Annotated in this window: 15 protein-coding genes; 7 read left to right on the top strand and 8 right to left on the bottom strand. The window is 70.2% G+C overall.

From position 1 onward, the window contains the following. Positions 1–2 precede the first annotated feature (2 nt). Positions 3–1391: an MFS transporter gene (locus tag MQN93_RS31090; protein ID WP_242712176.1), complete on the bottom strand. Its 1389-nt coding sequence runs from the start codon at positions 1389–1391 to the stop codon at positions 3–5. Between the two features lie 142 nt (positions 1392–1533). Between MQN93_RS31090 and MQN93_RS31085 the strand changes: the two genes are divergently transcribed. Next, positions 1534–3348, top strand: coding sequence for a helix-turn-helix domain-containing protein (locus MQN93_RS31085; protein WP_242712175.1), 1815 nt, complete (start codon positions 1534–1536; stop codon positions 3346–3348). A gap of 49 nt (positions 3349–3397) precedes the next feature. Here MQN93_RS31085 and MQN93_RS31080 read toward each other — a convergent pair whose 3' ends face one another. Then, positions 3398–5038 carry a long-chain fatty acid--CoA ligase gene (locus tag MQN93_RS31080; RefSeq protein WP_242712174.1) on the bottom strand — a complete coding sequence of 547 codons (1641 nt, stop codon included), beginning with the start codon at positions 5036–5038 and terminating at the stop codon, positions 3398–3400. Between the two features lie 206 nt (positions 5039–5244). Between MQN93_RS31080 and MQN93_RS31075 the strand changes: the two genes are divergently transcribed. Beyond that, a complete protein-coding gene (locus MQN93_RS31075; protein WP_242712173.1) occupies positions 5245–6645 on the top strand; it encodes a hypothetical protein in 1401 nt (466 codons plus the stop codon). A gap of 25 nt (positions 6646–6670) precedes the next feature. Here MQN93_RS31075 and MQN93_RS31070 read toward each other — a convergent pair whose 3' ends face one another. Further along, positions 6671–7621 carry an alpha/beta fold hydrolase gene (locus MQN93_RS31070; protein ID WP_242712172.1) on the bottom strand — a complete coding sequence of 317 codons (951 nt, stop codon included), beginning with the start codon at positions 7619–7621 and terminating at the stop codon, positions 6671–6673. 128 nt (positions 7622–7749) lie between these two features. On the opposite strand from MQN93_RS31070, the gene MQN93_RS31065 reads away from it, so the two are divergent. Next, on the top strand, positions 7750–8361 hold the full coding sequence (locus MQN93_RS31065) for a TetR/AcrR family transcriptional regulator (RefSeq protein ID WP_242712171.1): 612 nt from the start codon (positions 7750–7752) through the stop codon (positions 8359–8361). Positions 8362–8404: 43 nt separating this feature from the next. Here MQN93_RS31065 and MQN93_RS31060 read toward each other — a convergent pair whose 3' ends face one another. Genes MQN93_RS31060 through MQN93_RS31040 form a run of 5 tightly spaced genes read right to left on the bottom strand, consistent with a single transcriptional unit; the run spans position 8405 to position 13899 of the window. Next, the gene (locus MQN93_RS31060) at positions 8405–9301 is read right to left on the bottom strand and encodes a Gfo/Idh/MocA family protein (protein WP_242712170.1); all 897 of its coding nucleotides are present in this window, start codon (positions 9299–9301) and stop codon (positions 8405–8407) included. A 59-nt stretch (positions 9302–9360) separates the two neighbouring features. After that, a complete protein-coding gene (locus tag MQN93_RS31055; protein ID WP_242712169.1) occupies positions 9361–10563 on the bottom strand; it encodes an ROK family transcriptional regulator in 1203 nt (400 codons plus the stop codon). A gap of 15 nt (positions 10564–10578) precedes the next feature. Further along, positions 10579–11445 carry a carbohydrate ABC transporter permease gene (locus tag MQN93_RS31050; RefSeq protein WP_016432751.1) on the bottom strand — a complete coding sequence of 289 codons (867 nt, stop codon included), beginning with the start codon at positions 11443–11445 and terminating at the stop codon, positions 10579–10581. Continuing rightward, positions 11445–12464, bottom strand: a complete 1020-nt coding sequence (locus MQN93_RS31045) for a carbohydrate ABC transporter permease (RefSeq protein WP_242712168.1) — start codon at positions 12462–12464, stop codon at positions 11445–11447. Before MQN93_RS31045 ends, MQN93_RS31050 begins: the two co-directional genes overlap by 1 nt. Before the next feature lie 31 nt (positions 12465–12495). Continuing rightward, positions 12496–13899: an ABC transporter substrate-binding protein gene (locus tag MQN93_RS31040; protein WP_242712167.1), complete on the bottom strand. Its 1404-nt coding sequence runs from the start codon at positions 13897–13899 to the stop codon at positions 12496–12498. Between the two features lie 125 nt (positions 13900–14024). Here MQN93_RS31040 and MQN93_RS31035 point away from each other — a divergent pair, with 125 nt between their 5' ends. From MQN93_RS31035 to MQN93_RS31020, 4 genes are read left to right on the top strand one after another with little or no spacing between them, the layout of a single operon-like run. Then, positions 14025–15071 carry a zinc-dependent alcohol dehydrogenase gene (locus MQN93_RS31035; RefSeq protein WP_242712166.1) on the top strand — a complete coding sequence of 349 codons (1047 nt, stop codon included), beginning with the start codon at positions 14025–14027 and terminating at the stop codon, positions 15069–15071. Between the two features lie 20 nt (positions 15072–15091). Beyond that, positions 15092–15892, top strand: coding sequence for a sugar phosphate isomerase/epimerase family protein (locus tag MQN93_RS31030; protein ID WP_242712165.1), 801 nt, complete (start codon positions 15092–15094; stop codon positions 15890–15892). Then, entirely contained in the window at positions 15889–17244 is a 1356-nt protein-coding gene (locus tag MQN93_RS31025; protein ID WP_242712164.1) for an MGH1-like glycoside hydrolase domain-containing protein, read from the top strand. Before MQN93_RS31030 ends, MQN93_RS31025 begins: the two co-directional genes overlap by 4 nt. Beyond that, positions 17241–19148 (top strand): amylo-alpha-1,6-glucosidase, encoded by a 1908-nt coding sequence (locus MQN93_RS31020; protein ID WP_242712163.1) that lies wholly within the window; start codon positions 17241–17243, stop codon positions 19146–19148. The genes MQN93_RS31025 and MQN93_RS31020 overlap by 4 nt, the downstream gene beginning before the upstream one ends. The last annotated feature ends 172 nt before the right edge of the window (positions 19149–19320 follow it).

The following is a 19320-nucleotide window of genomic DNA, read 5'->3' as shown; positions in this document are numbered from 1 at the left end:
CCTCAGCCGTAGAGGTGGGCGCCCGGGACGGCGTCCGGGTCGGCACGCACCTCGGTGGGGTTCGTCTCGGGCAGGAACCAGGCGCTCGCGAAGGTGATCAGCCCCATGAACATGATGTAGAGGGCGACGGGCCAGGTGCTGCCCGTCCGGGCGATGAGCGCGGTCATGAGGAAGGGCGTGCCGCCGCTGACGACGATGGCGGACAACTGGTAGGCCAGCGAGGCTCCCGAGTAACGCACGGCGGGTGCGAAGAGTTCGCCGAGGAAGCTCGCGATCGGGCCGTAGGTGAGGCACTGGAACACGAAGCCCACCGTCACGGCGACGAAGATCAGCGGCAGCGAGGCGCTGTCGACGAGCCAGAAGTACGGGAAGGCCCATACGGCGACGCCCATGCCGCCGACCAGGATCAGCGGGCGGCGCCCTATCCGGTCCGAGATGTGGCCGGACCAGGGGATCGTCGCGAGCATCGCCGCGGAACTGAGCAGCACCACCGCGAGCAACGGGTCGCGGTCCAGCTTGAGATGGTCGGTTCCGTAGCTCAGCAGTCCGGAGATGCTGACGTAGAACAGGCTGTTGGTGGCGGACAACAGGCCGCAGGCGAGCAGGACAGTGCCCCACTTGCTGCGGATGACCTGTGTCAGCGGGGCCCGTACCACCTTGTTCTGCGCCTGTGACACCTCGCGTTGCAGGTCGCGGAACTCCGGGGTGTCCTCCACCTTGGCCTGGATGTAGAGAACGACCACGAACATCACGACGCTGGCCAGGAAGGGGATGCGCCACCCCCAGCTGAGGAAGGCGTCGTCCGGCATCAGGGCGCCCGCGGCCACGAAGATCAGGTTGGAGATGATCACGGCCACGGGGACGCTGGTCTGCCCGAAGGTGCCGGCGAAGCCCCGCCGTTTGGGAGCGGCGGACTCGGTGAGGAGCAGCACGATGCCGCCCCACTGGCCTCCGGTCGCCAGGCCCTGCACGAAGCGCAGTACGACCAGCAGGGTCGGTGCGAGCGCGCCGACGGTCGCCGCGCTGGGCAGGCAGCCGATCAGGAAGGTCGCGGCCCCCATGAGCGCCAGGCAGGCGACGACGACCGGTTTGCGCCCGTACCGGTCACCGAGGTGGCCGGCGAGCACCCCGCCGATCGGACGCGCCACGAAGCCCGCCCAGAACGTGCTGAAGGCGAGCAACGTCCCCGTGAGGGCCGAGGAGTTGGGAAAGAACACCTTGGGGAACACCAGGGCCGCCGCGGTGCCGTAGAGGAAGAAGTCGTACCACTCGATCGAGCCGGCGACGAGCCCTGCGGCCAGCAGCTTGCGAGTGGCCCGGTGCCGGGTGGCGGACACGCCGGTGTCGAGACGGCCGGACTGGCCGTCGGGTTGGGCGAGCGGGGTAGCCATACATGCCGCCTTCGTCGTTACACAGCAAGGTGATGGCGGCGAGACTAGGGCGCCGATACCCTTTGGTTGAGGTGTACATCACACACACCTCATGTGGGCTCGGTGGGTCTTTCTCCCACCCGCTGCGGAAAGGGACGGCACAGTGGTCGGCGACCTCGGCGGCGAGACGGAGCCGCACTCACTGGTGCGCAGGCAGCGCGAACTGGCCTCGCTGTACGCGACCGCCAAGTCCCTCACCGCGCTGGGCGAACTCGACGAGGTCCTGCAGTCGATCGTGCACCATGCACACGACCTGATCAGCACCGACTTCACCTACCTCTCACTGGTCGGGACCGACGGCAAGCTGTCGGCCAGGGCGTCGGAGGGGACGATCTCCTCGTCGTTCCTCGCCGCCTGCATCCCGGCCCATGTGGGGCTCGGCGGCAAGGTGTTGGCGTCCCAGAGTCCGTACTGGGTGCGCGACTACGTCTCCACGACACTCATCGACCACGATCCGAACTTCGACCGCCTTGTCGCCACCGAAGGCCTCGTCGCGCTCCTCGGTGTGCCCCTGGTCATTCGGGGCGAGGCCGTGGGCGCGCTGTTCGCCGCGGACCGGTCCGAACGGTCCTTCCAGGCCGATGAGATCGCGCTGCTGAGCGCCTTCGCCGATCACGCCGCCGTCGCCCTCGACAACGCCCGTCTCTACGAGGCGAGTCGGACCGCCCTGCAGGAACTGCAGGGCGCGTACCGGAAGATCGAGGAGCACGTGGCGGTCATGGAGCGGGCGCAGGAGATCCACGAAGCCCTGACCGGCGCGGTGCTCGGCGGCGGGACACCCGGCGATGTCGTCCAGCTGCTCGCCGACCAACTGGGCGGAAGCGTCACGCTGTTCGACCGGACCGGCGCCGTTCTCGTGCGCCGGGGCTCGGCGTCGACCCCCGGCCGGAACCCCTCACCGAGCGACCTGACGGCCGACCTGACGGATGCCGTCGACCAGGCGCGCCGCTCGGGCCGGACCACCAACTCGGTGGACACCGGCGGGGTCGCCCACAGCGTGGCCTCGATCCAAGCGGGCGACAGCCATCTCGGCGCGCTCGCCTGGAGCCGGAAGGAGGCCGCCGACCAGGGCGCCCGCGACGACATGGACCTGCGCACCCTCGAACGGGCCACGCACATCCTGGGGCTGCTCATCCTCAAGGAACGGGCCGTCGCCGAGGCCAGCGAGCGGCTGAGCGGAGAGCTGCTGACCGAGCTCATGGTGGGCAGCCCCGGCATCAGCCCTGCCCAGCGCGCCCGCACCCAGGCCCGCAACATCGACGCCGACCGGCTGGACCTGGTCCTGGTCGCGGACTCTCCCACCGTGTCGTCGACCGATCTCTCGCGTCATCTGCACGATATCGCGCAGAGCCGCTCGGGCCTGGCCGGTGAACATCTGGGCCGGGCCACGATGCTCCTGCACAGCGTCGACGACGACCGCACCGTCGAAGAGGTGCACCAACAACTGCGGAACACCCTCGGCGGCCGCGTCGTCGTCATCGCGGAACGAGTGGTCCACCACGACTGGGCACGCGCCTTCTCCCTGGCCAACCGCTGCAGCGCCGTCGCGCGAGCGCTCGGCCACACCGACCTGGGAGCCACCACGGGCCGTTACGCCCTGTACGCCATGGTCTTCGACACCGAACGGGTCCACGAACTCGACCGGTTCATCTCGGACTCGATAGGACCGCTCCTCGACTACGACGAGCGACGCGGTACCAACCTCGTCGACACACTCGGCGCCTACTACGACCACCAGGCCAACGTCGCCGCGACCGCCAGGGCGTTGTACGTGCACGTCAACACGCTGCTCAAGCGCCTGGACCGGGCCGGCAGCGTCCTCGACCTCGACTGGCGCCACGATTACGACCTGGAACTGCAACTCGGGCTGCGGCTGCACCAGTTGCGCAGGGTCACATCCGCCCCGCCCAAGGAGTGAGGGACGCTTCGCCGCGACACGGGTGGCTGGTCAGTCACCCGCCAGCAGCTCAACTGATGTGCAGTGACTCCCGCAAGCTGCTCTTCGACAGCTTTCCGGTTCCCGTCTTGGGCAGCGCGGTCATGAAGACGATGTCGTCGGGCAGCCACCACTTGGCGACCATCGGCCTGATGTGCCGCAGCAGGTCCTCGGCCGTGCCGGCGCTGCCGTCGCGCAGGACGACGTAGGCGACGGGACGCTCCGTCCACCGCGGGTCGGGGCGGGCGATCACGGCGACTTCCACCACGTCAGGGTGGGAGGCGATGGCCGCCTCCAGCTCCACCGAGGAGATCCACTCGCCTCCGGACTTGATGAGGTCCTTGATCCGGTCGACGAGACGCAGATAGCCGTCGGAGTCGATGGTGGCCAGATCCCCGGTGCGCAGCCAGCCGTCGTCGGTGAAGCTGTCGTCCTCACCCACCTGAAAGTAGCCGCTCGCCACCCAGGGCCCCGACACCTGCAGTTCGCCGACGGTGTGGCCGTCGCGCGGCAGCTCCCTGCCCGTCCCTACGTCGACGACACGCACGTTCACCAAGGGCAGCGGCTGGCCCTGGGCGGCCCGCACCGCCACCTGTTCGTCCTCGGTCGCCGCCCGGTGCTGGGTCCGCGTGCCGCCGATGGTCCCGACGGGGCTGACCTCCGTCATGCCCCACGAGTGGGTGATGGGGATACCGACTGCCGTGCGATACGTCTCCGACAGCGCCGGAGGAACGGCCGACCCGCCACCGAGGAGGAAGCGCGTGGCACTGAGGTCGTACGCGCTCAACTCGTCGGCCATGCTCGTCCACACCGTGGGAACGGCACCGGCGACCGTGACCCGCTCGCTCTCCATCAGCCGCAGCAGATGCGCCGGTTTCGCGGAGGGGCCGGGCAGGACCAGGGAGGCTCCCGCCATCATCGCGCCGTAGGGCAGTCCCCAGGCGTTGGCGTGGAAGAACGGCACGATCGGCATCACGACGTCGCTCTCGCCGAGGCCGATGAAACCGGCCGCCAGTGCGCCGAGGCAGTGCAGCACGGTCGAACGGTGGCTGTAGAGCACGCCCTTGGGCCGGCCGGTCGTGCCGGAGGTGTAGCACAGCCCGGAGGCCAGCTGCTCGTCCGCGAGCGTGAACGTGTCCTCGAACGAACCCGCGAACGGCTCGGCGCCGGCGAGGAGTTCGTCGTAGTGCAGGATGCGGGGGTCCGCCGGGATGGGTGTGTCGCTGTCGTCGGGCAGCACCACCCAGTGCCGTACGCGCGGCATCCGGTCCGCGCTCGGCCAGATGCGGGGGAGCAGCCCGCGATCGACGAACACCACATCGTCCTCGGCATGGTTGACGATGTACTCGAGGTGCTCCGACGCGAGCCGGATGTTGATGGTGTGCAGAACCCGCTTGGTGACCGGCACCGCGAGATACAGCTCCAGGTGGCGCCGGTTGTTGCTCGCGAACGTCGCGACGCGGGCGCCGACCGGGACGTGGAGCCGGTCGAGCACGGTGGCCAGGCGCCGCGTGTGACGGGCCACGTCGGCGTAGGTGACTCGCTCAGTGCCGGCGACGGCGACGGGCTTGTGCGCATAGAGCCGTTCGGCCCGCTCCAGAATGTGCGCGATGGTGAGCGGCCGCGGCTGCATCAGGCCGTCCATGACGGGTTCGTGGGCCTGATCGGCCATGGATCGTCTCCTTTCGGCTGCACCTCACCCTAGGTACGCTTGTGGATCAAAGAGAGGTGGGAACCTTCCACTCGTCCGCCCACTTCGGCGGTGATTCCGCACACTCCACGTTCGTAGGATCCGTCGCAGGTTTCGGTGGCGTCGGGCATAGTGCCTGGATGCGCTTGCGGAGACGAACACCAGGACTACTGCTGTCCCTGGCAACGGTGTTGGCGACCCTGTGGTCGACGGACCGGACGCCTGCCACCGCCGACGACTCGGACCGTGTCGTGATGCGGTTCGAGACCGAGAAGACCTTCGTCATGTACAACGCGGACGAGGGGGTATCGGCCTCGAACGACGACTTCCACGTGCCCGTCTTCGTCGAGCGGAGCAAGGGCGGCACTCCGGCCCGCAATGTGCGGGTGGTCGTGGACGCCTCGGGCCTCAAGGGCGTCGCCCGGCTCGGGGACGCCCGCATGTGCAAGGCCGAAGGCCCCGTCTATACCTGCGTGTACGGCGATCTGCAGAACGGCGACGGCGAGAGCTACGACCCGCTGGTCCTCCTCGGCGTGGACGGCGTCGAGCCGGGGGACAGTGGCACGGTGACCTACACGGCGACCGCCGACAACGCGCCCACCATCACCGGCACCACCCGGATGACCGTCGGCGGGCCCACCCTGTCCGGGCCCGGGCAGGAGAAGAGCGTGAGCGGGCTGGCACCGGGTAAGTCCGCACAGGTGACCCCCTTGCTGGCCGACAACACCCGCTTTCCGGCGACGAAAGGCGTGGCCCTGCAGGTGGACGTCTCGGACGGTTTCGCCCTCAAGACCCGGTACAGCAACTGCTCCTACGCCGAAGATGCGCCCACATCCGCGTGGTGCACGTTCCGGACGGCGGTGGCCCCGGGCACCGCGTACCGCACGAGCGCACCGATGACGTACACCGTCACCGACCCGAAGGCCCTGTCCGGCGAGGTGACGTACACCTGGTCGTCGGCCACGGACCGGCCCGTCGGCCACACCAGACGCGGCACGGGCGCCCCGCTCACTCTGGTCCGCACCGCGCCGCGCAGGGACTTCGACGAAACCGGCGGCAGGGTCCGGGTCACCACCACCGTGCAGGCGGACTTCGAGCCGGTCACCGGGACCGTCCGGGGCCGGGTCGGTGACACCGTGGGCGTCAAGCTCGGGGTGCGGCGGCTCGGCCCCGGAATTCCGAGTGGGGACAGGGGCAGCTTCGAGGTGATCCCCCCGAAGGGCACCACGGTGACGTCCATCCCCTTCTCCGTCGAGGGCGACCCCGGGAAGTGGGCCTGCGAGCGTCCCACGACATCCGGCGGAGCATTCGTCTGCGATCTGAACCGGGACGCGTTCTGGCCGGGGGAGGACGGGACGACCACGGCGGAGTTCCGCTTCCGCATCGACCGGCAGGTCCCGGGTGCGAAGGGCACCATCCGCGTCCACAACCCCTTCGACCGCACTGCCGGGAACGACATCGCGGTCATCCCGTTGAAGGCGTCCCCGGCACCGCTGTACCGCAGACCTGCCTTCGTGATTCCGACGACCCTCGCAGTCGTGGCGATGGTGGGCGGGGTGGTGCTGTACCGCCGCCGTAGAGCGTCATGAGGTGCACCAAGGTGAGTGCACGCGCTCATACGTCCGCACCGTCGCGGTAGGGGGCGAGGAAGCGGATGAGGGCGGTCAGGACGGCGTCGGGGGCTTCCTCCGCCGGGTAGTGGCCGCAGTCCGGGATGATCAGGCTGTCCACGTCGTCGGCGGCGAGCCTCATGGTGGCGGCGACCAGCCCGCCGGAGTTGGCCGCGCCCGCGATGGCCAGGACGGGCAGCGTCAGACGGCGCTTCCTGCGCTGCTCGTTCTGCGCGGCGGTCAGGTCCAGCGCCCGGTAGAACGCGAAGCTGGCGCGCAGGGCGTCGGCGTCGGACGCGAGGTGGTCGACGTAGTACCGCACGACGTCGGCAGGAAACTTCTGTACGGCTTTGCTCTCGAACTGGTGGGAGAAATAGAGGTGTTCGCGGCCTCGGACGAGTTGCTCGTTGAGTTCGCCGAGGCGATTGAAGCCGAAGTGCCAGAGCCGGTCGTTCGCCTGCCGGTCGCCGAACAGCGGCGGTGACGGGGACAGACCCGGGATGGCTGCTTCGGCGACGGCGAGGCGCGCCACGCGCTCGGGGTGGTCCGCGGCGACGGCGTATGCGATCCACATCCCCACGTCGTGACCGGCCATCGCGAACCGGTCGTGCCCCAGGGCCGTCATCAAGGCCGCCATGTCACGGGCGAGCGTGCCGGTGTCGTAGCCGTCCCGGGGCTTGTCGGACAGGCCGACGCCGCGCGGGTCGACGGCGATGACCCGGAAGTTCCGGGCCAGTCCCGGCATGACCAGACGCCACGCGTACCAGGTCTGCGGCCAGCCGGCCAGGAGCAGCAGCGGCGGGCCCTCGCCGCCGACGACCGCGTGCAGACGTACGTCGCCGGTGTCGACGTATCGGCCGGTGAAGGTCTCGGTGAAACCGGGGGGAAGGCCGGGCGCTCGGGAAACGGCGCCGAAGCCGTCCGGCACGGGCAGGGGTGTGGTCGACGCGGTCACGGGACCTCCTTGGGCGGGATGTGTCCGGCCGTCACCGTAACCCATCATGGATCGATCGGTCCATGATTCTTGGACCGATCGATCCATCAGTGGGTAGGGTTGCCCTTGGACAGACGAGAGGGAGCGCCATGTCAGGCCGGAAGCAGTTCGACGTCACCGCAGCCCTGGACCGTGCGATGCACGTGTTCTGGCAGCGGGGCTACGCCGACGCCTCACTCGAGGCCCTCACCTCGGCCACCGGACTCGGCCGCGGCTCCTTCTACGGCGCCTTCGGCGGCAAGGACGCCCTGTTCCGGGAGAGTCTCGACCGCTACGCGGCGACTTACGGCGCGCGGTACGAGCAGGCTCTCGCGGCGCACCCGGGCGAGCCCGTACGGGCTGTCGAAGCGTTCTTCGACGTCGTCCTGGCCCGCATCGCCGACCCTTCGGTCCCCACCGGGTGCCTCATCGCCCAGTCCGCCACCCAGGCACCCGTCCTCAAGGACGACAACGCCGCGCATGTGCGCATGCTCCTCGACCGTCAGCGCGAGCGCGTGCGCGCTGCCCTGGCCGACAGTCCGGCGGACCCCAGCGTCCTCGACGAGCTGGCCACCTACGTCGTCGCCGTCAACCAGTCGCTGGCCGTGCTGAGTCGCGCGGGAGCCACGGACGCCGAGTTGCGCACCGTGGTACGGCTAGCCTGCCGGACCGTGGCGGACAGCCTCGACCGCGCCGCACGCGAGCAGCCTCCTCAGGCTTGATCAGCACGCCACTCCGACCGCGTGCCCACCGGGCACCCTGTGCTCACTGCGCCCCGGTCGCCAGATGAATGAGTCGTTGCAGATACAGCCCGCGGGCCGCGTCGATCCCCGTCGACCTGTGGGTGCGTACGGCGGTGGCGAAGGCGCGGCGCAGGATGGGCCAGCACTCCTCGTGGTCGATCTCGGCGGTGTCGTAGACCAACGGAGCCTCGCTGCCGAAGAGTTCGACGCGGGTGACGGCTCGGGGCACGGCGACGGATCCCGAGAGCGAGGCCTGGCTGACCGCACCGTTGTCGTGTTCGCAGCTGAGCTCGATCCAGCGGCGGGAGTCCCCGGTGCTGCGGATGGCCTTGATGGGGCCGACGGCGGAGTCCAGCAGGTCGAGGAGATGGGGTCCGAGGTCCAGCAGCGCCCCGTGTTCCAGGCGCCAGCCGGTGGCGAAGTCGCCGCCGAGGAAGGCGCCGTGGAGATAGCAGGAGCGGGCGCCGGTGATGTCGCGGGCGCGGGCGGCTTCGAGGAAGGCGTCGGTGATCGGGTGGTAGCGCTTGGTCAGGACGAGTTGGGAGACCACGCCCGCGGACTGGACGGCGTCGGCGACGCGCTGGGCTGAGGTCAGATCGGGGCCGAGGGGCTTTTCCAGGAGCAGGGCCTTGCCACGTTGCGCCGCGACGGGCGCCAGTTGGGCCTGGACCGAGGGCGGTACCGCGAAGGCGACCGCCTCGCAGCGGTCGAGGAGTTCGTCGAAGGAGGCGGCCGCGTGGGTCGCGTGCAGTGAGGCGAGTTCGTGGGCTGCTTCGGGGCGTCGGGCCCACACGGCTGCGAGGCGGGTCTCGGGGCCGGCGGCGAGCATACGGGCGTGCATGGCCCGGGCCCAGGGGCCGGCGCCCACGAGACCCACGTCGACGGGTTCGTACGGCCAGGGGGAGGCTGCGCTGTTCACGGTGTTCCTGTAGGGCTGGGGCGGTGTGCTCGGTGAACGGGCTTGTGGTTGTGGGGCGTTCAGAGGGCGAGGCGCGCGAGGCGGGCGTCGGCCGAGGCGGGGGAGTAGAGGAACTCGACGACCATGGACGCGGCGCCGATGACTCCCGCGTGGTCGCCGAGGCGGGAGGTGACGACCTGGAGGTGGGCGGTGGCTCGGGGGAAGGCACGCTGGTAGAGCAGTTCCCGCACGCCGGTCATGAAGGGGGCGCCGGAGAGGTCGCCCGCGATCATGAGAACGCCCGGGTTGAGGAGGGTGATGACGGTCACCAGGACTTCGCCGATGCGCCGCCCCGCCTCACGGGCAAGACGGATGGCGTCGGGATGTCCGTCGCCGAGGAGGCGTCTGACGTCGGACGCGGAGTCGGCGTCGATGCCGAGGGCGGCGAGTTGCTTCGCCAGTGCGCCGCCGCTGGCGACGGCGGCCAGACAGCCGTAAGAGCCGCACATGCACAGGGCGTCGGGCTGGTCGTGCAGCCGGATGTGGCCGATGTCGCCCGCGCCGCCGTCGATGCCGCGGTAGACCGTGTCGCCCACGACGACGCCGGCACCGATGCCGGTGGAGACCTTCACCAGGACGAACGCGGTGCAGTCCCGGTGGTTGGCCTGGTGCTCGGCCAGCGCCATGAGGTTGGCGTCGTTGTCCACGAAGACGGGGACGGGGCCGCCCTCCACATCGGCGTGCACATGGTCGGCGTACGCCTTCTGCATGCGTTCGCGGACGGGGTACCGGTCCCAGCCGGGCATGATCGGCGGCTCCACGACCTGGCCGGTGGCGTAGTCCACCGGCCCGGGCACGGACAGGCCGATCCCGCGGACATGTCCGGCGTCGATGCCCGCCGCGGTGATCAACTCCGGGAACCAGCCCGCCAGTTGGTCCAGCACCTGGTCCGGCCCGTCGCTGATCCGCAGCGGCCCGGTCTGTTCGGCGAGGATCGTGCCCGCCAGGTCCAGGACGGCCGCGCGGGCGTAGCGGGTCTCGAGGTCGACGGCGATGACCGAGGCGTGCGTGGGGTCGAAGAGGATCTGCTGCGAGGGCCGGCCGCCGGTCGACGAGCCGGTGGACTCCTTGAGCCAGCCCGCCTGGTTGAGGAGGTTGAGCCGCTGGCCGATGGTCGACCGGGACAGGCCCGTGGCCTGCTGGAGATCGGCGCGGGTGTTGGCCTGGCCGCTGCGGATGAGCTGCAGCAGCTCACCCGCACTCGACTGGTTCGGCGTCAGCATCACTTTCCCCCGTTGTCAGCTCTTGTCGGCGCCGCTGGTCAGGCCTTCGGTGAGCAGGCGCTCGGCGGCGAAGAACAGAAGTACCACGGGGATCGTCAGCACCACCGACCCGGCCATCAGGACCGTCTTCGGTACCTCCACACCGTTGGACAGCTGCGCGAGTCCGAGGGACACCGTCCACTTGTCCGGGTCCGCGGCCAGGAACAGGAGCGCGAAGAGGAACTCGTTCCAAGCGATCATGAAGACGTAGAGGCCCGTCGCCATGAGGGACGGCAGGGCGAGCGGCAGGATCACCTTGCGGACGGTCTGCAGCCGGCTGCAGCCGTCGAGGGCGGCTGCCTCCTCGATCGTGTAGGGGATGGTGACGAGGTAGTTCTTCAGCATGTAGATCGACACCGGCACGGTCTGGGCGACGTAGACGATGGCGAGTCCGACCAGGCTGGAGGACAGGTGCAGTTTGGCGAAGATGACGAACAGCGGGACGGCCAGCAGGGTCGCCGGGAAGAGGTAGACGGCGAGGAAGAGCGCGCTGACCTGGCGGTGGCCGAAGAACTTCAGCCGGCTGATGGCGTAGGCGCCGGGCACCGCCGCCAGCAGCGTCAGGGCGACCGTACCGAGCGACACCAGCGCGGAGTTGAGCAGGAACTTCAGGAAGCCCTGGCCGCCGGCGTCGGTGGAGCGCAGGACGTCGCGGTAGGTGGACAGGGTGAAGTCCTTGGTCGACACCCACAGCGAGCCGGGGTCGAGCAGCAGCGCGTCGATGGGCTTCAGCGACAGCAGCAGCATGTAGTAGAAGGGCAGCAGGGTGATCACCGCGAGGAAGGCGATGACGACCCAGCGCAGTACACCGAAGAGGCGGTCCTCGAACTGAGCGCGCGTCATCAGGACTCCTCCTGGACCTTGTTGGCGAAGAACTTGAAGTAGAAGCCCAGCAGGATCATCAGCGAGACGGCCAGCACCAGGGCCTGTGCGGCGGCCGCGCCCACGTCGTAGCGGGCGGTGAGGAAGTCGTAGACCCGTACCGCCGCGACGTCGGTGCCCGCGCCGCCGCCGGTCAGCAGGTAGACGTCGTCGAACTTGTTGAAGGTCATGATGAACCGCAGCACGCACAACAGGGCCATGACGGGCATCAGTTGGGGCAGCAGGATGTGGCGGAAGCGCTGCGTGGGAGTGGCGCCGTCGACGAGTGCGGCCTCCTCCAGGCCGTCGGGAACGGCCTGCAGCCGGGCGAGGATGAACAGGAAGGCGAAGGGGAAGTAGCGCCAGCACTCGAAGGCGATGACGGTCAGCAGGGCGAGCGGGATCTCGAAGTGCACGCCGAGCAGGCCGACTTCGTACTCCCGCGTGGACAGGAAGGCGATCGGGTCGTCCCAGCCGAACAGGCGGCGGCCCCAGTCGTTGACGACGCCGTACTGGGGGCTGAGGGCGACCTCCCAGACGAAGGCGACGGCGACGACGGGAGCGACGTAGGGCAGCAGCATCGCGGCGCGCAGCAGACCGCGGCCCTTGAACGGCTTGCGCAGGGCGAGTGCGGCGATCAGACCGAGGATGACGGAGCCGAGGGTGCCGCCCGCGGTGTAGAGCAGCGTGGTGGTCAGGCTCTGCCAGAAACCGGCCGAGCCGAAGACCTGGGTGAAGTTGTCCAGCGTCCAGTTGCCGAACAGGCCCATGCCCTGGATGTCGACCAGTTTGGCGTGCTGGAAGGCGAGCAGGACGGTCCAGGCGATGGGCAGGATCACCACCACGAGGACCACCACGAAGGTGGGGGAGACGAACGCCAGGCCCGCGCGGTTGGCGCGGCGGCCTGCGGTCATCGGGCGGCGCCCGCGGCGGGCGGGCCCGTCCGCGGACCCGGTGCTGGTGTCCCGGCGCTCTGGCGCGCCGGTCGGTGCTGTTGTCATGAGTGGGCCTTTGCGACGTGCATGCGGGCGGCTACTGGAGGGACTTCTGCAGGGCGGCGACGTCGTCGTCGGCCTGGCGGGCCGCCTCGGACGGGGAGGTCTGCCCGCTGGTCATGGCGCCGATGGCCTTGGGCACGGGCAGTTCGCCGTTGGTGGCGCCGACGAGCGCTCCCTCGCCCTGCGTGATGCCCCAGCGCCGCATGTGGCTGACGCCGGCGGCGAGTTGGTTGAGCAGGCTCGGCGGATACACCTGGTCGAAGGGCTTCTTGGTGTCGACGCCGATCGTGCTGTGGCGCCATGCGTCCAGGTAGCGCTGCGGCTGTGCGGCGGTGCCGTTGCGGACGGGGATCTTGCCCTCGGGTGCCATGCCGAACCAGGACTCGTAGCCCGTGCCCATCATGTACTCGATGAACTGGCGGGAGGCCGCGGTCTCGGCGGTCTTGGTCGTCACCCAGGAGGTGATCTCGCCGAACTGGGCCGCCTCCGTGGCGTCGGGGCCCTTCATCGCGGTGACGATGCCACTGTGGTCGGACAGGTAACGCGGGTCCTTCTTGCACTGAGAACAGCTGGGCAGCGCGTCCTTGCGCAGTCCGGCGAGCTCGTCCAGCAGGAACGAGGACCAGATGATCATCGACGACTGCCCGGCGAAGTAGGTGGCGCGGGTGGAGTCCACGGTCTGGGTGCCGGCGGCACCGTAGTCGCGGGCGAGCTTGTCGTAGGTGGAGAACGCCGTTTGGCACTGCGGCGAGTCCAGGGCGACCTGGTGCGCATCGTCGACGAGTTGGCAGTCGTCGGCGAGGGCGAGGCTCTCGAAACTCTGGGAGGTGAAGACGTCACTGGGGTCGGTGGCCGCCGACATGCCGTACCGGCCCTTGGTGGTCAGCGCCTTGGCCGCGGCGGTCGCCTTGGCGTAGGTGTCGGGGACCGGCAGGTGCTTCTGGTCGAGCTGGTCCTTGCGGTAGACCAGCAGCTGCAGCCAGGCGTCGGAGGGCACGCCCAGGCTGGTGGCACCGTCCGAGGTCAGCTGCAGGGCGTTGGCGTTGAAGGTGCTGCGGCCCAGCTCGCCGATGATCTGCCGCGGGATCGTGGTGTTGAGCAGGCCGTTGCTGTACATCTGCCAGACCTGGCCCATGGGGGCGGCGCCGATGACGTCGGGGAGTGTGCCCGACGCGGCGGCCGACATGATCAGTTGGGGCATCTGGCCCTCGTCGACCCCGACGAGGTGCACCTTGACGCCGGTCTTCTTCTCGAACCCCTTGATGATCTTCTGGGTGACCGCGACGCGGTCCGGAAGGTTCTCCTGGGACCAGACGGTGATCTCCTTGTCCGGCTTTCCCGGTCCCGTGCTGCTGGAGCAGCCCGAGAGCAGCCCCACTGTCAGGGCTGCGGTGATGCCCACCGCGATCGCGCTTGATCGCCGGCTCCTGGTGCGCATTGCATGTCCTCGTTCCGACTTACGTCTACTGCGCACGCATCTCAGCATCACTTTTGCTTGTTGACAAGACATAAGTTGCAGATATTGTCGACGCAACCGCACTCGCAACCCTTCCGGAGTCATCCGTGGAACGCGTCGTCCAATTCACCGGCCCCCGCCAGGTGGAGGTAACCGAGCAGGTCAGAGCGGAACTGCCCGCCGGACACCTCAGGGTCCGCACCCGCTACTCGGGCATCTCGGCCGGTACCGAACTCACCGCCTACCGCGGCACCAACCCCTACCTGACCCGCACCTGGGACCCCGAGGCGCGGCTGTTCCGCGACGGCGCCGCCGGCATCCAGTACCCCGTCGCGGGCTGGGGCTACTCGGAGGTCGGCGAGGTCGTCGACATCGCCCCCGACCTCGCGGGCACCCCCGGCCTGCCGGACGTGGGCGACCTGGTGTGGGGCATCTGGGGCCACCGCAGCGAAGGCATCGTCCCCGCCGAGCGGATGATCGGCCACACCCTGCCCGCCGGGCTCGAACCGCTGGCCGGCGCCTTCGCCCGCGTCGGCGCCATCGCCTACAACGCCGTCCTGGCCGGCGACATCCACCTCGGCGAGGACGTCGCCGTCTTCGGACAGGGCGTCATCGGACTGCTCACCACCCGCCTCGCCCAGCTCAACGGCGCCCGGGTCACCGCCGTCGACGCCCTCGACGGCCGTCTGGAGACCGCCAAGCACTACGGCGCCCAGCACACCCTCAACGCCCGCACCGACGCCGTCGCCGAACGCATCCGCGAGGCCACCGGCGGACTCGGCGCGGACCTGGCCATCGAGATCAGCGGCGCCTACCCCGCCCTGCACGAGGCGCTGCGCTCGGTCGCCGCCGGCGGCCGCGTCGTGGCCTCCGGCTTCTATCAGGGCGACGGCGTCGGACTGCGCCTCGGCGACGAGTTCCACCACAACCGCGTCCAGCTCGTGTGCTCTCAGATCGGCGGCGTCCCCCCGCAGCTGTCCCACCGCTGGACCGTCGAACGCCTCCAGCAGACGTTCCTGCGCCTGGTCGCCGAGGGACAGGTGGACGTCGCCTCTCTCGTCAGCCATGTCGTCCCGGTCGCCGACGCCGCCGACGCCTACGTGCTGCTCGACGAACGCCCGGCCGACGCGCTGCAGGTCGTGCTGGAATTCTGAAACCCGGAAGGCCCCCTCACATGCTCAAGACCGCGGTGCAGGAACAGCTCCTGCCCGGAGACACCCTGCAGGCCAAGTGGGAGTTCGCCCAGGAAGCCGGCTACGACGCCATCGAACTGCGCGGCCAGGGCGACCTGCACTTCGCCTCCCGCCTCGACGAACTGCGCCAGGCCCGCAAGGACGGCGTCGTCATGCCCACCGTCTGCGTCGACATGCTGCACTTCTTCGGCGCCTTCGACGCCGACCTGCGGCGCGACGCCATCGACCAGATGAAGTCCCAGCTCACCGTGATCGCCGAGATCGGCGGCCGCGGCGCGCAGACCCCGGCCTCGTACGGCATGTTCTCCCGCCGCCTGCCGCCCTTCGAACCCCCGCGCAGCGAGGCCGAGGACCGCGAGGTGCTGCTGACCGGCCTCGCCGAGCTGGGCGAACACGCCCGCGAGGAGGGCGTCACCCTCTTCCTGGAGCCCCTCAACCGGTACGAGGACCACATGGTCAACCGCCTGGAACAGGCCGCCGACCTGATCCGCGCGACCGGCCTGGACTCGATCCGCATCGGCATCGACAGCTACCACATGAACATCGAGGAGGCCGACCCCGCCGCCGCGATCCTCGCGCACGCCGACGTCATCGGACACGCCCAGGTCTCCGACTCCAACCGCTTCCAGCCCGGCGCGGGCCACCTCGACTGGCCCGCCTGGCTCGGCGCCCTGCACACCATCGGCTACGACGGCCACCTCGCCCTCGAATGCCGGCTGACGGGCGACCCCGTCGAGGCCGTCCGTTCCGTCCCCGCATTCCTCAAGAGGTCCGGCGCGTGAAGTCCCTCCTGGACCGGCCCGCGCCCACCGACGCCGCAGCCCTGACACTGCGGCGCGGTGCGGCGCGGGTCCTGATCGACAACTGGACCGGCACCTCCACCGTTCCCTCCCGCACCCTCTACCCGCACCAGTGGAGCTGGGACTCCGCGTTCATCGCCATCGGCCTGCGCCACCTCTCCGCACGCCGCGCCCAGCAGGAACTGGAATCCCTGCTCGCCGGGCAGTGGGCCGACGGACGCATCCCGCACATAGTGTTCAACCCCGCGCTGCCCTACGACGCCTACTTCCCGAGCCCCGACTTCTGGCGCTCCTCCGCCGCAGGCCGGGCCGCGGGCGCACCGGCGGCCGCCGAGACCTCCGGCATCGTGCAGCCCCCGGTGCACGCGCTGGCCGCCTGGCTCGTGCACCGCGCGGACCCGGTCGAGTCCCGCCGGCGCGGCTTCCTCCACCGGGTCCTGCCACGCCTGTCCGCCTGGCACGACTACCTCCTGGCCCGCCGCGACCTCGGCGGCGCCGGCCTGGCCGCGGTGGTCCACCCCTGGGAGCCCGGCATGGACAACAGCCCCTGCTGGGACGAGGCGCTGCGCCGGATCGAGCCGGCCCCGCCGGACGCCTTCCAGCGGGCGGACCTCGACCACGGCCACCCCGCCGACCGGCCCACCGACCTGGACTACGGCCGCTACGTCCGCCTCGCCGCCGACTACCGCGACGCGGGCTACGACGACCGGGCGGCCCGGTTCGCCTTCGCCGTGGAAGACCCCTGCTTCAACGCCCTGCTGATCGTCAGCGAGCGGGCGCTGGCCGCCATGGCACGCGAGACGGGCGCCGACGCGACCGTGCACACCGCACGCGCCGAGGCGCTCACCCGGCGCCTGGTCGCCCGTCTGTGGGACGAGCCGGCGGGCATCTTCCGCGCCCGTGACCTGATCACGGACACCCTGGTCGAGGAGAGCAGCGTCAGCGGACTCGTCCCGCTGCTCGTCCCGGACCTGCCGCCGCACATCGTCGACCGTCTGCTCGACACCCTCACCGGCCCGAGCTTCACCGCACCGGCCACCGGCCTGGTCCCCAGCTACGACCTGCGCGGCCACGCCTTCGACGCGCACCGCTACTGGCGCGGTCCCGCCTGGTTCAACACCGCCTGGCTGATCCACCAAGGCCTGCACACCCACGCCCTGGACGCCGAGGCCACAGCCCTGCGGTCGGCCTTCGTCACCGAGGCCGGCGCCACCGGGTTCGCCGAGTACGTCGACCCCGCGACCGGCCGCCCGCGCGGCGCCCGGCACTTCTCGTGGACCGCCGCGCTCACGCTCGACCTGCTGTGCGCCGACCCCAAGGAGCCCACCCCATGAGCCCGGCCGGCGACCGCGTCCAGCTGGTCCGGGACGCCACCTTCGCCCGCCTCGATGCGGGGGGCGGCATCAGCGGCACCCGGGGCACGGCACCCGACGGACTGTTCCTGCGCGACGCCCGCCACCTCAGCCGCTGGCGGCTGACCGTCGACGGCGCCGAACCGTCCGCCCTGGTGCCCGCCACCGCCGACACCGACAACACGGCCACCTGCGTCCTCACCCCGCAGGGCACACGTGACAACCCGCCCGCGTACACGGTCTTCCGCGAACAGAGGGTGACGGCAGGGACGTTGACGGAACACCTGCGCCTGGTCAGCAACCGACCCTCTCCCGTCACCGCCCGGGTCGACCTCACCGTCGACGCCGACTTCGCCGACCTCTTCGAACTGCGCGCCGACGACCGCCACTACGCCAAACCCGGCGCCCACATCGAGATCCGCAGGACGGCCGAGGGCCTGGACTTCGACTACCGCCGCGAGGACTGGCACTCCCGCACCACCGTGACGGCCCGGCCCACCCCGACAGCCATCAAGGACGTCAGTGGCGGCGCGCAGATCATGAGCTGGGAGCTGGAACTCGCCGCACACGCAGAGGCCGAGCTCCACCTCACCGTCCGCGCCCACCCGCACGGCATGCCGGACGCGGCGCCCACCTCACCCCGGCCGAGGCACACAGCCGCCCCGGCCACCGACGACCTGACGCGCGCCTGCGAACGGGGCCTGCACGACCTGGACCTGCTCACCATCACCGTCACCGGAGTCGACGGCGAAGAGGTCCAGGTCCCCGCGGCCGGCATCCCCTGGTTCCTGACCCTCTTCGGCCGCGACTCACTGCTGACGTCGTACTTCCTGCTGCCGTACCGCCCCGAGACGGCTGCCGCGACCCTGAGCGCGCTCGCCGCCACCCAGGGGCGCTCCCACCACCCGGACAGCGGTGAACAGCCGGGCCGTATCGTCCACGAGACCCGCCACGGCGAACTCGCCCACTTCCGCCAAGTGCCCTACGGCCGCTACTACGGCGCCGTCGACGCGACCCCACTCTTCCTGGTACTCCTCCACGCCCACTACGAGACCACCGGCGAATCGGCCCTGGCGCTTCGCCTTGAACAACACGCCCGCCGGGCCGTCGACTGGATGCTCACCGACGGCGGCCTCGACCGACACGGCTACCTCGTCTACGAACCCGACCCCAACGGCCTGGTCAACCAGAACTGGAAGGACTCCGCGGGAGCGATCTGCTTCACCGACGGCACGCAGGCCGAAGGTCCCATCGCCGTCTCGGAAGCACAGGGTTACGCCTACGACGCCCTGCAACGCACCGCCCAACTCGCCGCCGCCGTCTGGCAGGACGAGGACTACGCGCACCGCCTGCGGCACATCGCCGCAGATCTGCGCACCCGCTTCCTGAACGACTTCTGGATGCCGACCACCGACTTCCCGGCCCTCGCCCTCGACGGCCACGGCCGCCAGGTCGACGCCCTGGCCTCCGACGCGGGGCACCTGCTGTGGTCCGGCATCCTCGACGCCGAACACGCCCGCCGGGTCGGACACCGCCTCCTGCAACCGGACTTCTTCTCCGGCTGGGCGATCCGCACCCTGGCCGCCGACCAGAAGCCCTACCACCCGCTCTCCTACCACCGCGGCAGCGCCTGGCCGCACGACAACGCCCTGATCACCCTCGGCCTGGCCCGCCACGGCCTCACGGACGAGGCCCACGCGGTCGCCCAAGGCTTCATCGAGGTGGCCGCCCACAACAACTACCGCCTACCAGAAGTCCTGGCCGGCTACGCCAAATCCACCACCCCCCGCCCCGTGCCCTACCCCCACTCCTGCTCCCCCCAGGCCTGGGCGGCGGCAACGCCTTGGGCTTTGCGAACGGCTTTGGGGCTAGGGGCCGGGGGCTGAGCGGCGCGTTTCGGGTCCCGTAGACGGAGACATCATGATGCGCTGCCGGCCGATCGCAAGGCAACGCATCTCGGCCGAGGTCCGCGGTGCGGCGTCAGAAGCCCTGCTGCACCGGAGCGTGTCGCAGGCAGTACGACATGTTATTGACCTGCTCTACTTCCCGATAGCCTGG

Origin of the sequence: Streptomyces spinosisporus, from assembly GCF_022698145.1 — a bacterium.
GTDB lineage: Bacteria > Actinomycetota > Actinomycetes > Streptomycetales > Streptomycetaceae > Streptomyces > Streptomyces spinosisporus.
This window is presented reverse-complemented; position numbering and strand designations above follow the sequence as displayed.